14 protein-coding genes are annotated in these 14,306 nt (G+C 47.3%); 9 read left to right on the forward strand and 5 right to left on the reverse strand.

The window, feature by feature from the left end:
* Positions 1-36: 36 nt before the first annotated feature.
* A complete protein-coding gene (locus H6F51_01435) occupies positions 37-1,479 on the reverse strand; it encodes an aminotransferase class I/II-fold pyridoxal phosphate-dependent enzyme (GenBank protein MBD1821183.1) in 1,443 nt (480 codons plus the stop codon).
* 77 nt (positions 1,480-1,556) lie between these two features.
* Here H6F51_01435 and H6F51_01440 point away from each other — a divergent pair, with 77 nt between their 5' ends.
* The 4 genes from H6F51_01440 (at position 1,557) to ccmA (ending at position 5,270) form a co-directional block, all read left to right on the forward strand.
* Positions 1,557-1,709 carry a hypothetical protein gene (locus H6F51_01440; GenBank protein MBD1821184.1) on the forward strand — a complete coding sequence of 51 codons (153 nt, stop codon included), beginning with the start codon at positions 1,557-1,559 and terminating at the stop codon, positions 1,707-1,709.
* A gap of 23 nt (positions 1,710-1,732) precedes the next feature.
* Positions 1,733-2,824 (forward strand): redox-regulated ATPase YchF, encoded by a 1,092-nt coding sequence (gene ychF, locus H6F51_01445; GenBank protein MBD1821185.1) that lies wholly within the window; start codon positions 1,733-1,735, stop codon positions 2,822-2,824.
* A gap of 202 nt (positions 2,825-3,026) precedes the next feature.
* Entirely contained in the window at positions 3,027-4,217 is a 1,191-nt protein-coding gene (locus tag H6F51_01450; GenBank protein MBD1821186.1) for a TRC40/GET3/ArsA family transport-energizing ATPase, read from the forward strand.
* A 201-nt stretch (positions 4,218-4,418) separates the two neighbouring features.
* Positions 4,419-5,270 (forward strand): heme ABC exporter ATP-binding protein CcmA, encoded by an 852-nt coding sequence (gene ccmA / locus H6F51_01455; GenBank protein ID MBD1821187.1) that lies wholly within the window; start codon positions 4,419-4,421, stop codon positions 5,268-5,270.
* 149 nt (positions 5,271-5,419) lie between these two features.
* On the opposite strand, the gene H6F51_01460 is transcribed toward ccmA, so the two are convergent.
* From H6F51_01460 to H6F51_01470, 3 genes are all read right to left on the reverse strand, one after another.
* Positions 5,420-5,953, reverse strand: coding sequence for a YqeG family HAD IIIA-type phosphatase (locus H6F51_01460; GenBank protein ID MBD1821188.1), 534 nt, complete (start codon positions 5,951-5,953; stop codon positions 5,420-5,422).
* A 196-nt stretch (positions 5,954-6,149) separates the two neighbouring features.
* Positions 6,150-7,259 (reverse strand): endolytic transglycosylase MltG, encoded by a 1,110-nt coding sequence (gene mltG, locus H6F51_01465; GenBank protein MBD1821189.1) that lies wholly within the window; start codon positions 7,257-7,259, stop codon positions 6,150-6,152.
* Positions 7,260-7,506: 247 nt separating this feature from the next.
* Positions 7,507-8,070, reverse strand: a complete 564-nt coding sequence (locus H6F51_01470) for a DUF3727 domain-containing protein (GenBank protein MBD1821190.1) — start codon at positions 8,068-8,070, stop codon at positions 7,507-7,509.
* Between the two features lie 999 nt (positions 8,071-9,069).
* Between H6F51_01470 and H6F51_01475 the strand changes: the two genes are divergently transcribed.
* A complete protein-coding gene (locus H6F51_01475; protein ID MBD1821191.1) occupies positions 9,070-9,330 on the forward strand; it encodes a hypothetical protein in 261 nt (86 codons plus the stop codon).
* A 30-nt stretch (positions 9,331-9,360) separates the two neighbouring features.
* A complete protein-coding gene (locus tag H6F51_01480) occupies positions 9,361-9,855 on the forward strand; it encodes a DUF3122 domain-containing protein (GenBank protein ID MBD1821192.1) in 495 nt (164 codons plus the stop codon).
* Here the strand turns inward: H6F51_01480 and H6F51_01485 are convergent.
* Positions 9,852-10,748, reverse strand: a complete 897-nt coding sequence (locus H6F51_01485) for a cation transporter (protein ID MBD1821193.1) — start codon at positions 10,746-10,748, stop codon at positions 9,852-9,854. The genes H6F51_01480 and H6F51_01485 overlap by 4 nt on opposite strands.
* 249 nt (positions 10,749-10,997) lie before the next feature.
* Between H6F51_01485 and H6F51_01490 the strand changes: the two genes are divergently transcribed.
* From H6F51_01490 to murG, 3 genes are read left to right on the forward strand one after another with little or no spacing between them, the layout of a single operon-like run.
* Complete coding sequence (locus tag H6F51_01490; protein MBD1821194.1) at positions 10,998-11,336, forward strand: hypothetical protein; 339 nt, start codon at positions 10,998-11,000, stop codon at positions 11,334-11,336.
* Positions 11,333-12,985 carry a deoxyribodipyrimidine photo-lyase gene (locus tag H6F51_01495; GenBank protein MBD1821195.1) on the forward strand — a complete coding sequence of 551 codons (1,653 nt, stop codon included), beginning with the start codon at positions 11,333-11,335 and terminating at the stop codon, positions 12,983-12,985. The genes H6F51_01490 and H6F51_01495 overlap by 4 nt, the downstream gene beginning before the upstream one ends.
* Positions 12,986-13,021: 36 nt before the next feature.
* A complete protein-coding gene (gene murG / locus H6F51_01500) occupies positions 13,022-14,143 on the forward strand; it encodes an undecaprenyldiphospho-muramoylpentapeptide beta-N-acetylglucosaminyltransferase (GenBank protein ID MBD1821196.1) in 1,122 nt (373 codons plus the stop codon).
* The last annotated feature ends 163 nt before the right edge of the window (positions 14,144-14,306 follow it).

Raw genomic sequence — 14,306 nt, forward strand, 5'->3', positions numbered from 1 at the left:
AAACTTAGCGGAACAGGGGCATCTCTCTATTGTGATTCAGGAAACGACTTTTAACTGATTCAAGGTGGGATCGCTGCATCCACTGATAAAGCCGCCTGCGTTTAGAACAGATTGAAGAAGCACGATCGCATCTGCTGTAATTTGCTCGCCCGGTAGCAGGACTGGAATTCCGGGCGGGTAGGGACAGATTAATTCGGCGCTAACTTGGTCGATCGCTTGCTCTAGTGGCAGAAATCGAGACGGAGCGAAAAAGGCTTCACGCGGGGAAAGTAGGGGAGCAGCAGAGGGTTGTACAACTTTTTCTAAAATTGGCGCAATCGGGGTGTTTACTGGAAGACGATCGCCCGCTTCAATTAAATGATCGATATCCGTCTCGGTATTTCCTAAACTGATGATGAATGTTAGGTGTTGAAGCGATGGAAACTCAGCCGTAACACCAAAACTTTGCAGCAATTCATCAGCCGTAAAACCATCTAGACCAAGATGAGAAACGGTGATTGTGAGCCGAGTGCGATCAACCGCAAAGCAGCCCGAAGAAGTGGAAAATTCAAGAACATTTTTCAGATTTGATCGCGCTCGATCGGCAAGCCCTAACGTCTGACTCATCAATTCTTTTCCCTGACTTGCCATCTGAGTGCGGGCAGCATCCAGGGAAGCGAGCAGCAAATAATTTGGGCTAGTTGATTGTGTCAATTGCAGCGATCGGGCAATGCGATCGCGATTAATTCGAGAGCCTTGAACGTGCAACATCGAAGCTTGCGTTAGTGCGGATAGAGTTTTGTGTGTCGATTGCACTGCGAGATCTGCACCTGCTGCCATTGCCGAAATTGGAAACTCTGGATGAAACGTGAAATGTGCGCCGTGAGCTTCATCGACTAAGAGCGGAATTCCTGCTGCATGAGTCAGATCTGCGATCGCCTTTAAATCACCACAAACACCGTAATACGTGGGATAAACGATCAGAACTGCTTTGGCATCGGGGTGTTGTTTGAGTGCGATCGCAACCGCTTCAGGTGTGACACTGTGAGCAATATCGAGAACAGAGTCATACTCAGGCTGCAAAAACATAGGGATGGCACCCGACAAAATCAATCCAGAAATCGCTGATTGATGGACGTTTCGAGGCAAAAGAATCTTATCGCCTGGATCACAGGTTGCGAGAATTGCCGCAATAATTCCGCACGTCGAGCCATTTGCCAGAAACCAAGTTTGCTCGGCTCCGAATGTTTCTGCCGCTAAAGATTGTGCTTCGGCGATCGCACCCTGAGGCGCAAACAAATTATCTAACTCTGGTAATTCGGGTAAATCAGCTTGAAGTGCTCGATCGCCAATTAACGCTCGAAATCCCTCAAAACTGCCCTGACCACGCTTATGTCCAGGAGTGTGAAATGCTGCGTTCTGGCTCTGAGCGCATTTTGTCAGCATTTCGAGTAATGGAGTGCGAACCCTTCGGGAAGCGGAGCTATCGTCCAATTTCATAACCTGATCTCATGACAGATGTATCGCGCTTCATTATTTTCTAGGTTAGGGGAGCCAAATTATCGTTAGGATGTTTTATGGTTTATTCCCCACCCAATCCACTTCCATCGCCGTTACCCAATCCGACTCCAGAACCAAGTCCGATTCCGACTCCAGCTCCCGATCTGCCACCGGAACCTATTCCCGGAAGCCAGTCTGAGCCAACTGAACCTGTTCCTTCTCCGTCCTAACCTTTTATTTCAAACACTAAATCATGCTAAGAGCCGGGATTGTTGGATTGCCCAACGTTGGAAAATCAACTTTATTTAATGCGGTCGTTGCCAATGCAAAAGCCCAAGCCGCCAACTATCCCTTCTGTACGATCGAACCCAATGTCGGCACGGTCGCGGTTCCAGACGATCGCCTCAATAAACTAGCAGGCATCTCCAAATCTGCCGAGATTATCCCGGCAAGAGTTGAATTTGTGGATATTGCAGGCTTAGTCAAAGGAGCCTCAAAGGGTGAAGGCTTGGGCAACCAATTTTTGGCGAATATTCGTGAAGTTGATGCGATCGTTCATGTCGTTCGGTGCTTTGACGATGATGATATTATTCACGTCGCTGGCTCTGTTGATCCAGTCCGCGATATCGAAGTGATTAATTTAGAACTGGGACTGGCGGATCTGGATCAAATCGATCGCCGCATCGATCGCACCCGCAAGCAAGCTCGCTCTAACAAAGAAGCACAGCAAGAACTCGAAATTTTAGAACGTATGAGTGCCGCCCTGAATGAAGGCAAATCTGCGCGTCAAGTGGTACTGAATGAAGAAGAAGAAGCCCTGATCAAACCGCTAGGGTTACTCTCTCGCAAACCTGTGATTTATGCTTGCAACGTTTCCGAAGAAGACTTGGCAACCGGCAACGATTGGGTTGAACAAGTTCGGACAGTCGCAGCGCAGGAAAATGCACAAGTCGTCGTCATTTCCGCGCAGGTTGAATCCGAATTAGTGGAGTTACCGGAAGACGATCGCGCCGATTTCCTCGCTTCTTTAGGTGTAGAAGAAGGCGGTCTAAAATCCCTGATTCGCGCAACCTACAGACTTTTAGGCTTACAGACCTACTTTACCTCTGGGCCTAAAGAAACCCGCGCTTGGACAATCAAAACGGGAATGCTTGCGCCTCAAGCAGCAGGAGTAATTCACACCGACTTCGAGCGCGGATTTATCCGAGCCGAAACCGTTGCGTACAAAGATCTAATTGAGTTTGGATCAATGAATGCGGCTAAAGAAAAGGGCTTGGTTCGCAGTGAAGGTAAAGAATACGTAGTACAGGACGGTGATGTGATGCTGTTCCGCTTCAATGTGTAGTTTCAGTAAAACCACAGAAATCGCAGTATAATTACGGACATAAGGATTTTGCGGGAACTTCTACGCCTACCCTGAATTGCCTTTGGAAACGCTCGATCGCACTCGATCGAGCGTTTTTAGTTTCTATCCTTTTCAACTGCGAATCAACGCTAGAATTGGGTTAAAGAATGTAAAGTAATTCTCATATAGGGACTCGATCTCCATGCGCGTAATTCTAATGACCGGAAAAGGCGGCGTTGGTAAAACCTCGGTTGCAGCCGCGACTGGGCTTCGCTGTGCTGAATTAGGATACCGGACTCTGGTACTCAGTACCGATCCGGCTCACTCGCTGGCGGATAGCTTTGATCTGGAGTTAGGGCACGAACCAAAACAAGTTCGCCCAAATCTTTGGGGGGCTGAACTTGATGCCTTGATGGAATTAGAGGGCAACTGGGGAGCGGTGAAGCGATACATTACTCAAGTGTTGCAGGCACGTGGACTCGACGGCGTGCAGGCGGAAGAGTTAGCAATTTTGCCAGGAATGGATGAAATTTTCGGATTAGTGCGAATGAAGCGGCACTATGATGAAGGGGAATTTGATGTATTGATTATTGATTCGGCTCCAACGGGAACCGCGCTGCGGTTGCTGAGTTTGCCGGAGGTCGGCGGCTGGTATATGCGGAAGTTTTACAAGCCGTTTCAGGGAATTTCGGTCGCGCTGCGTCCGTTGGTTGAACCGATTTTCCGCCCGATCGCAGGTTTCTCGCTTCCAGATAAGGAAGTCATGGACGCACCTTATGAGTTTTACGAACAGATCGAAGCCTTAGAAAAAGTGCTAACTGATCCGACTCAAACAACGGTACGGTTGGTGATGAACCCTGAAAAGATGGTGATCAAAGAATCCCTTCGCGCTCATGCTTATTTGAGTTTGTACAATGTTGCAACCGATTTAGTCGTGGCAAATCGGATCATTCCTGACTCGGTTTCTGACCCATTTTTCCAGCAGTGGAAAGAAAATCAGCGCCAATATCGAGATGAAATTCACGCGAACTTTTCACCATTGCCGATTAAAGAGGTTCCGCTATATTCTCAGGAAATGTGTGGTTTGGAAGCGCTCGATCGCTTGAAAGATACGCTTTATCCAAACAACGAAGATCCATCACAGTTGTACTACAAAGAAACCACATTGCGCGTGGTTCAAGAACAGAATCAGTACAGTTTAGAACTGTATTTGCCGGGAATTGAAAAGACGCAAATTGAACTGAGTAAAACAGGCGATGAATTGAATGTTCGGATCGGAAATCATCGCCGTAATTTAGTGTTACCGCAAGCCTTAGCTGCGCTACAGCCTTCAGGTGCAAAGATGGAAGAGGATTATCTCAAGATTCGATTCAGCGATCCGGCAAGAGTTTAGAGTTTCCAAATGCGTTGATTGAGGTTGGGATCTTCAACGATCGACATCATCAATCGCAACCTTTAACACATATTCCACAAGTGAAAAGTTTTCATAGTGTGCCCATCCGAGCAAATTCATCTGACAATCCATCCGGCTGCGTATGGTTTTGACACGATCTTACGATAGTGTGAACAAAGGTTGCGATATTGATAATGCTAAATGGTTGCTGCTGTCTCTCTTCAAAATGTTCATAAGGTTTACAACAACGTTCCAGTTGTTAATGGTTTGTCGTTTGAAATTCAAGCCGGGGAGATGTTTGGGCTGTTAGGTCCAAACGGTGCAGGCAAATCCACTACAATTCGGATGCTAACGACTCTAACTAAACCCTCCGAAGGTCGAATTCAAGTGGCAGGGTTTGACGTGATTAATCAGCGATCGCTCGTTAAATCCCACATCGGCGTTGTCCTCCAGCAAATCAGTATCGATAGCGATCTAACCGTTTGGGAAAACATGGAGTATCACGGGCGATTGCATCATATTCCCAATCCCCGCAGGCAAAAGGAGATTGATCAAGCGCTGGAATATGTTGAACTGAACGATCGACGCAATGACCCCGCTAAAACGCTTTCAGGCGGTATGAAGCGTCGCCTGCAAATTGCCCGCGCTCTACTGCACAAACCGGAAATACTTTTTCTCGATGAACCCACGGTTGGACTCGATCCACAAACTCGCCGCCGCCTATGGGAAATTATTCGCGAACTCAATCGGCAAGGAATGACAATGCTATTGACGACGCACTATATGGATGAAGTGGAATATCTGTGCGATCGTATCGGCATTATGGATGCTGGCAAGTTAATCTCGCTCGGTACATTAGAAGAATTACGCCAGAAGCATGGTAAAGGAATTCTAATGAAACAGTCTGGTGAACATTGGGACTATAAGTTCTTTCCAACCGTCGAGGATGCCAACCATTATCTAGAACAATTGCCCGACAAAACAGGCACCATGACGCGCCCTTCAAACCTGGAAGATATTTTCGTTGAACTCACAGGACGCAACTTAGATTAAAAGCAAACTGCCAACCCGTTTTAGAGTTGGCAGTCCACTTAGTATTCACAGAGATTTATGGATTAGAGCCTTTATAATCGCTGGCTCCATTTGAGCTATATCTAGAATCTCAAAATTTTCCTAGACTCCACCATTCTCTAAACTTTTCTTTAGATTTGATGCTTGTGCGGAGTCAAAGTGGCTCCCAGAGCCTGAGACAACCGAATCTCTAGTGCGTGAACCGGATACCGCCGTGCAACTTCCGCCGCCGGATCAACCATCGGCTGCACCAAAATCGTAAACATCCCTAACCGATTCCCAGCCAGCACATCGGTAAACAGTCGATCGCCCACCATACCCACCTGTTGCGGCGGTAAATTCATCGCTTCTACCGCTCGTCTGAGCTTGCGTCGTGATGGCTTGCCTGCTCCCGTGAAGTAAGGCACTTTCAGCACGTCTGCAATCCGCTTAATCCGACTCTCGCTGATATTATTGCTCACCAACCAAATACTAGTAATCTCTCGTACCTGCTCAACCCAAGGCAGTAACTCTGCTGAAATCTCAGCCGTTGTAATCGGAACGAGTGTTTCATCGACATCTAGCACTAGACCACGCAGGTTATTCTGGCGTAGCAGATCCGGCGTTAACCCAAGAATGGTCGTATTGAGCAGAAGATCAGGTTGTAAGAGTTTGCCCCAAGACATGGTGTGTCGCTCGCAAGGTTGGACAGGATTGAAAGAAGCGTGATTACTAGCGTAAGAGTTGCTTTTGATAAAATCAATCACAGCTACACAATCATAGCTACAATAGCCGTTTACCAATCGTTTATCAAAGAACTGGTTAACGGTATCTATAGCTTAGAGCGATCGTAGCCTGATCTCGTACCTAAAAATCACGGATTCAACGTGATTGATTCTTAGCGGGTTGCCCTTTTTGAGCTTGAGCATCGACGCGATCGCGAATCTTCGCCTGTGCTGATTCATGCTCGGCTAACGTGCGGCTAAAGACGTGCGACCCATCATAACGCGCCACAAAGTAAAGGTAGTCGGTTGCTTCGGGTACTAGCGTTGCCTTGAGGCTAGCGATACCGGGAGCGGCGATCGGAGTCGGGGGCAGTCCCGGTGTGACGTAGGTGTTATACGGTGAAGGCGTTGCGACTTGAGCATAAGTTAGCGGATTTTCAGGAGTCTGCTGCACTCCAAGCGCGTATTCCACCGTTGGATCAGATCCAAGCGTCATGTTTTTCTTTAACCGATTGTGAAATACACCAGAAATCCGGTTGCGTTCGGCTGGAATCACTGCTTCTTTCTCCACAATGCTTGCAAGCGTCACCCATTGCAGCAAAGAAAGATTTGTTTTACCGCGTTTCTGGTTGTAAACCGGGAGTGCCACTTGCTCGAAGCGGCTCAACATTTGCTGGATAACCTGCTTGGGCGTAATCTCTGAACCCGCTTGAATTAGATAAGTATCGGGATACAAAAAGCCTTCAAGAAACGGCAAATTCTGTGGCAACCAGGGATATTCCGCATTCGGGACTTGGCTTGCTGCTGCGAGAAAATCCTGCGCCTTGAAAAATCCTTGCTTCTCGAAATAGTTCGCCATTTGTTTCAGCGACCAGCCTTCAGGAATCGTAAAGCTGCGCTGCGCCACTTGTCCTGTCCAGATTTTTTCAGCGATCGTCTGCAAACTGTCCCCAGTTGAAAGCTCGTAGTTTCCAGCCTGAAACCCACCATCGGGATTTTTCCACATCAACCAACGCGCCCAAACTTCCCAGGCTTTTGCCGATCGAATCAGTCCTGCGGCTTCAAGCTCCTGACCGATTTGTTGAGCGGAAGTCCCTTGCGGAATCTGAATGATCACTCGCTTTCCTGAGTTTGAGTCTGCTTGCGGTGCGATCGGGGAACTAGCAAAACTCCACCAAGCTTGGGCACGCCACGCCGATAGTCCGAGTGCAGCCCCGACAAGAAACAGGAAAAACGAGACTCTCGCAATAGGTTTAGCGATTTTCATCTGGAATGTAAGGTGAAGGACTACACAGGCGGGCTGAAAACTATACCTTGCTGAAAACAAATAGTAATGGAGTTTACCAATAAGTCAACGGATATAAAAAGGACTAATTAACAAGCATTGATGATCACGGGGATCAATATTCCGTCCAGCCTGCCGCGCCTAGTATAGATTAAAAAAGTTTTTTAGGAGTCGATCAAAAAACACTTGAATATAAATGATTCAAATCTGCTGACCGACTCCAAACCGATTACTCCATCTCATCAAAAAGCTGATCTTCGATCATCGGTAACATTGGCTCAATTTTCTTCAGTTCTTCTTGAGATAACAGATGCGGCGTTCCGTCTTCGTCTAACCGAGCCAGGATGAAATACGGATCAAGAGGAGTATAAATTGCGTATTCCTGCTCCTCGTGCCAGAAGCTAGCCAGCAGTTGAAGCTCCTCTTGATCGTCCTCAGAGTCAGATTCTACTCCTGCCCACGCTTCTTCTTCATCCAGGTCGGGTAGATCGCCCTCTACGGTCAAGACCACCGCCGTCTGCTTCAGAGCAAGGTTCTGTTCTTCTAGAACAGCTTTTGCAATCGGAAACACTGTATTGAGCGTTTCTTGATCTTCGACTAACACTGCTTCATCCTCGTCGCCATTTTCCTGCCAAGCGAAAATCTCGATCGGCGAGTCAACGGGAAGTAACAGCACATATTCTTGGTCTTCCACGTCCAAAGAATGCTCGATGTAGCAGGTGAGGGTCAAGCCTGCCTCATCTGTTAGGGTTACGGTTGGAGCATCCATGTTGTTAATGCTGTCTTCGTCCATTGGACTCTCTCTTAATACTCAACTTACTAAAACAAAGTGCGAGACGCTCCGGGTTCGACGGTGCGATCGCGGTTTGTCCTCCCAAAAGTATCTCGTAGAATGGGCACTTTTTCCCAAAGCAAGCATGGAAGTACGATCACACTGTGCCTAAAAACTTCGTAAAGGGTCTGGATGGCTTTGTAATATGTGTGTAGTATGTCCTGCTGATATGCTACACGCATATTACAAAGATTTACAGCATTTTTCTTTCTGCAGCGCCTTAATTCAAAACGACATAAGCAGACATAACTGCACCTCTAACCTTTCAATTTCGGGGTTAGAAGGCGGATTTATGCCAGAAAACTGGCTGAAAAATTATCCGTGTAGAAAGCGGACAATACAGGCGAACTCTGTATTCTGCGTAGGGCAATATTCTCACCCTCCTCCCGCTTCTGGCACATCAGGAGCGGGGTTCTTTTTTAGAAGTGAACTGTCCTGCAGGCAGAAATTGTAGTACGCGCTTGACAATTTTGTAATACAATATGTAATACTAATGTAGTATGAAAGAAGACAAACCAGAGGTGACGAAATAATTCTGAAATCACCGAAATCGGACTCCTGGAACTTTAGCTACGATCGGCGCAGAGGACTAAGTAGCGCTGAAATTCGATCGCAGCGTCAACAAGCCGAAGCCATTTCAAAAGTCCAACACGAAGGTTGTTTGAAACTGTAAACAATACTCTAAACAACACTCACACCAAACTATGAAAGCTGAATAGTTTGATCCGAGGAAGGCAAGAATAATCCACCTTGCCTTCTTCCAAGAGAGCCTTCTACTTAGAGAATATAGGGATGGTGCAACCGAAGGCGAAAGGGGACGACGCACACACCCGATAAGTGTGTTACTGGCAGGTTCGAGTCCTGCTCAGTGTACCGGTTCATGCTGGGCGTACTGACTGTCGATCGTGGTACGCTCACTTAAAACCTTAATCTGCGATCGCACAATTTAAGATCTTCACAATGGGTAGTCAATCTGTCGCTAAAACTGTCTTTCTGCTTGCCTCAATGGTTGTATGGCTCATTGCTGGAGCAGCGTTGATGTATCTTTTTCCGTTTATTGCCGATCAACTGTTGTCCTCAGACCAGACGCACCAATGGATGAAAACGCTGAGCCGTGGCAGCTACAACCCTCAACTCGGTTGGATTGTTGGCAGCATTGCTTTGGGAATTAACATTGTTGGCAACCTGGTGTGGTACTCACAATTTGAAGGGAAGCAATAAATCAACGTTGTGGAAAACGGAACGAGAGTTGTGGAAAACTGGGCGTGGTTGTGGAAAAGTTGCGTTTTAGCAATTCTGATTTGGACGATCGGCACGAATTTTGCCATCGCCTCGGTTCATACTTATTCGGATGCAAACGGCGTTCTGTTCCGCTCTTTATCAAAGCTGCAAGACGACTGCGATCGCGCTTGGCAAGTTGTGTTTTATAAAAAGTTTCCGCTCGGACAACCAGACCTGATTCACTTGAGAGTGATTGGATTTCCCGGTCTTGTCACGTTAAACCACCAGCAACCGCTAGAAATCGAAGCGAATCGATCGCTGTTTCACGCTGAGGATGTCACCTCAAAAGAGTTTCCGGTTGCTCAGGTTGGCGAATATGACTTCAAACCTGTTCTGACTCAGTTGGATACCGACACAAAACTCACGCTGGTTCTGCCTCTCACATCGGGTATCGCACGGTTAAAAATCCCGCCTGAAACTGCTTTAGAATGGTGGCGCGTCGCCAGTTGGCTGCCCGATCGCTAAATCCCGAAGCTGATGTGATCTTCTTGGTAGGACGGTGGCTCTACATGAATCATCACTCGAACTGGGCTATACCTTTCAATTAGTCGCGCTTCCACTTCTTCGGTGATTTGATGAGCAGTTTCGACATCCCCTGCATCTACAATCAAGTGCATTTCGATGAAGGTTTGTCGCCCAACGACCCCCCGCGAGGCAATGTCATGACAGTTAATGACCCCCGGAACAGTCATTGCGATCGCATGAATTGCTTCGGGCGCGATCGCAATCTCATCTACCAACCACGGTAAATTCTGCTTTAAGACTTTCCAACCGCTATAAAACACCAGAATTGCAACGGGTAGTGCCAGCACTACATCCAACCATTGCCAATTGAAAATCCAAATTCCAATTAATCCACCCAATACGCTAATCGTCACCCAAACGTCACTCATCGTGTGTTGAGCATCTGCGATCAGAATCGGACTATTGACGCGCATTCCCTCGCGCCGCTCATAAAAAGTGACGAATAGATTTACTCCAAGCACAATCAGCAATAGCCAAAGTTCAGCTCCAGCAATTTTCACGGGTTCACTGGTCTTGGTCAGCCGCTCGATCGCGCTTTGCAAAATCTCAAAACACGCAATTCCTAAGAAAGCTGCAACGCCTAGCGCTCCAATGGCTTCATATTTCTGATGCCCATAAGGATGATCGCGATCGGGTACAGGGGATGAGAACCGGCTGGAAACTAATCCCAAAACGTTACTCGCGCTGTCGGTCAAACTATGTAGTGCATCCGCTAGTAAACTGAGTGATCCGGTAAACCATCCCACTACAGCTTTTAGCAATAGAACAAAAAGATTTAGAAGCAGAGTAATGACGAGAACTTTACGGACGGTTGATCGATTATCTAGAACCATACCAATATCAGATAGCAATGGTTTTAGTGTAGATCTCGCTTATAAAAATGCTCCAAAGCTTTGCTACTAAAAGCTTTTTGGTTTTCATAATACCGAAAACTTTTTGACAAAATTCTCATCTTCAAATCAAGATCGCGGCAATGACACAACTAATCATTGATCTAGTCTTGAGAATTGTTGTGAAAGATTATCAGCTAGAAACTTCAGCTTTACGATCGCATTCTAGAATGGATCATAAAGACTGAATCAATGACGCAACTCACTTTAAATTTAGATAATGGCTCAGTGATGTTCCGCTTTACACCCGAAGCCGCACAAGAGCTAAAAGCAGCCCTCAACGAACTAATGGGATGCTTGAAAACAACCGCAACAAAGACAGGCACCAAAGCCACACCTCAACCTTCCATGGAATATCGTTACACAGGCGATATTTTTCTTGAGCTTTTTTGCAATCCAAACATCTGGGCATCTCCATTTGCAGCAAGAGTTCTCGTAACGTTGCGCGACGATCGCATCCGACTCAACACCGAAGCCGAACTGAGTCGCCTGATCGAAGACATCAATCAATATCTTGAACAACATTCATGAAGCGAACGATCGTTTGGTTTCGCCGGGATTTACGCATTAGCGATCATGCTCCTTTGCATCGGGCTGCGTCGCGAGGTGCTGTGATTCCGGTGTTTATCTTCGATCGTGCCTTGTTGCATCATCCGGAGACAGGTTCGGCGCGGGTCGCATTTATGCTGGATTGTTTGCGATCGCTCGATCAGGAGTTGCGCGATCGAGGAGGTCGCTTAATTCTGCGATTCGGTGATCCCCTTGAGATTCTGCCAAATCTGATTCGCGAAACTGGCTCAGATGGTATCTATGCTTATGTTGACTATGAGCGCATCTATGGTCGAGTGAGAGATGCCCGTCTCAATCGTGTTTTGGCACAACAAAATCTAAGAATTCGCTGGTTTGAGACAACCGCCGCAATCTCGGAACTCATTCCTTATGCCGATTATCGGAAATTTTGGTATCGCGAAATGGAGTCGGAACTGTTGCCAACGCCAATCAACATTCCGACTCCTGATGATGTGTTGGGTGAACCGATTTCTACACTCACAGACTTAGGATTGCTACCGGATCGCAAAATGATTCCACCTGCGGGAACTCAGGCTGCCAGAACTCTACTCCAAGAATTCTTAACCGAGAAAGTCGATCGATATTATTGGCAACTCTCTTATCCCGGCGCAGAGATCACTTCTGGCTTGAGTCCACACATCAAATTTGGGGTAATCTCAATCCGTGAATGTTATCAAACTGTACAGCGCTTATTGAGATACGACAGCAATCAGAAAATACAACGCAGTCGAAAACAATTTATCTCACGCTTGCGATGGGGAAGTGGCTTCGCTCAGCGATTTCGTTATCTCCCTCAATTAGAACTCCGATCGCTCTACTCTGTGTTCGATCAAGACGGTTGGCGGTTCGATGAAACCCTTTACAAAGCCTGGAAAACTGGACAAACCGGATTCCCAATCGTTGATGCTGCCGCTCGTTGCTTGGAAGCCACAGGCGGATGGATGGCAATGAATTTTCGATCGCGTGCTTTGTACTCAAGCTTTCTGAGTAATTTACTTGGAATCGATTGGCGTTACGGAGCGCTCCATTTCATGCGACATCTAATCGATGGGGATTGCCCGATCGATCACTATCAATGGGCAATGCAGGCAGGTGTAACGCATTGCTTAGATAAAAGCTGGACTCGCATTTACAATCCTGAGCAAGCCGCCGTCGATCGCTGCGATCCCGATGGTGAATTCATTAAAAAATGGGTTCCAGAACTTGCCCACATTCCCACAGTTCAGCTCGGTCTACCGCCGCGAGTCAAAGGTTATCCAGCACCGGTTCTGAACTATCGAGAAGCGCGGCATCGGCGAGTGCAGCAACTAGAAGTACAACGATCTCACTTCCGCCAAAGTTCAGACTTCTTGCCGCATCTTACTCGAATGCCTGAATCCGTCTTACCTTTTGGATACGATCGTTTTGAGAGCGAGATTCAATGGGCGCAATTGCCCTCTCCTGATTTATTTCCGGCTGCACTGGATCTCGACAACTTGGACTTAGAGCGATCGTCTTGGCTACGGAGTTGGCTCGTCGCCCACGTAGAAATTAAACCTCACAAAACCACAACCCGCCGCAAACCTTCTACAATTGACTCGAACATCATCCAACTCGCTCTCTTTGATTGACGCAAAAAATTCCCTTCCGGCTCCGAGTACGATAGAATGCCCTTCGTGAATTGCGAAGTGTTCATCGTGCAATCATCTCCCCAGCTAGAAAAAAAATCTCGTCGTCTCCTGATTGCTGCAAGCGGCACAGGAGGGCACGTCTTTCCCGCGATCGCTGTTGCAGAACAACTCCCCGACTTTGAAATTGAATGGCTTGGTGTCCCTGATCGCTTAGAATCGCAGCTTGTGGGCGATCGCTATCCAATTCATCGCATCTCAGTTGCAGGATTCCAACAAAAACTAGGGCTAGGAACAGTCAAGATTTTATTCCGCCTAATCAAGTCAATCTGGAACGTGCGACAAATTCTGCAAAAAGGTCGCTTTGACGGGGTATTCACAACAGGCGGATATATTTCTGCACCTGCAATCATTGCAGCGCGATCGCTGGGTCTTCCCGTAATTCTGCATGAGTCGAACGCTTTACCCGGAAAAGTGACGCGATTCTTTGCGCCGTGGTGTACGACAGTTGCGATCGGCTTCAAGCTTGCCGCCAAATCATTACCAAAAGCAAAAACTGTCGTCGTCGGAACTCCTGTACGATCGCAGTTCAGAGCCGCCCTTTCACATCAGGACAAGCTAGATTTACCGATCCCGAATGATGTTCCCCTGATTGTTGTAGTTGGTGGAAGTCAGGGTGCAGTGGCAATGAACCAACTGGTCAGAAAAGCTGCACCTGCTTGGTTTGACAAAGGCGCTTGGATTGTTCATCTAACTGGAGAAAACGACCCAGATGCAAAAAGCTTGCAGCATTCCCAATATTTGGCGTTGCCGTTCTACCAAAACATGGCAGCACTATTAATGCGATCGAATCTAGCAATCAGCCGTGCTGGAGCCGGCACAGTCACGGAGCTTACTGTAACCGGAACACCTGCAATTCTAATTCCGTTCCCTTTTGCCGCAGAAGATCACCAAGCGTTTAACGCAAAAGTAATGGTCGATGCAGGCGCGGCAGAGATGTTTCGCCAGTCAGAATTGAGCGTAGAGCAGCTTCAGCGATCGATACTGGCACTATTGCAGAATCGTGACCAACTAGAGAAGATGTCAATAGCGGCAAAATCGATCGCCGTTATTGACAGTGCTGAACAAACTGCGCGACTAGTAACACAGCTAATTTGTTAAGCTGCACAAGCCTTGCAATAAGCTCTCAAACTAAGCAGCTCTTTTTGACTAATCCATTTAAGCGTGAAAAAGCCCTCCGAATCTCGGAGGGCTTCATCTTGCTCAAACCGCTAGAGACTAACCGTTGATTGCAGGAGCAGAGAGTGCAACCGGAGCCGCTTCA

The organism is Cyanobacteria bacterium FACHB-DQ100, assembly GCA_014695195.1.
GTDB lineage: Bacteria > Cyanobacteriota > Cyanobacteriia > Leptolyngbyales > Leptolyngbyaceae > Leptolyngbya.

What these genes read in the sequence shown, in the direction of transcription:
- H6F51_01435 (MBD1821183.1), bottom strand. Translation starts at nt 1,479, where the DNA reads ATGAAATTGGACGATAGCTCCGCTTCCCGAAGGGTTCGCACTCCATTA.
- H6F51_01440 (MBD1821184.1), top strand. Translation starts at nt 1,557, where the DNA reads ATGGTTTATTCCCCACCCAATCCACTTCCATCGCCGTTACCCAATCCG.
- ychF (MBD1821185.1), top strand. Translation starts at nt 1,733, where the DNA reads ATGCTAAGAGCCGGGATTGTTGGATTGCCCAACGTTGGAAAATCAACT.
- H6F51_01450 (MBD1821186.1), top strand. Translation starts at nt 3,027, where the DNA reads ATGCGCGTAATTCTAATGACCGGAAAAGGCGGCGTTGGTAAAACCTCG.
- ccmA (MBD1821187.1), top strand. Translation starts at nt 4,419, where the DNA reads ATGGTTGCTGCTGTCTCTCTTCAAAATGTTCATAAGGTTTACAACAAC.
- H6F51_01460 (MBD1821188.1), bottom strand. Translation starts at nt 5,953, where the DNA reads ATGTCTTGGGGCAAACTCTTACAACCTGATCTTCTGCTCAATACGACC.
- mltG (MBD1821189.1), bottom strand. Translation starts at nt 7,259, where the DNA reads ATGAAAATCGCTAAACCTATTGCGAGAGTCTCGTTTTTCCTGTTTCTT.
- H6F51_01470 (MBD1821190.1), bottom strand. Translation starts at nt 8,070, where the DNA reads ATGGACGAAGACAGCATTAACAACATGGATGCTCCAACCGTAACCCTA.
- H6F51_01475 (MBD1821191.1), top strand. Translation starts at nt 9,070, where the DNA reads ATGGGTAGTCAATCTGTCGCTAAAACTGTCTTTCTGCTTGCCTCAATG.
- H6F51_01485 (MBD1821193.1), bottom strand. Translation starts at nt 10,748, where the DNA reads ATGGTTCTAGATAATCGATCAACCGTCCGTAAAGTTCTCGTCATTACT.
- H6F51_01490 (MBD1821194.1), top strand. Translation starts at nt 10,998, where the DNA reads ATGACGCAACTCACTTTAAATTTAGATAATGGCTCAGTGATGTTCCGC.
- H6F51_01495 (MBD1821195.1), top strand. Translation starts at nt 11,333, where the DNA reads ATGAAGCGAACGATCGTTTGGTTTCGCCGGGATTTACGCATTAGCGAT.
- murG (MBD1821196.1), top strand. Translation starts at nt 13,022, where the DNA reads ATGCCCTTCGTGAATTGCGAAGTGTTCATCGTGCAATCATCTCCCCAG.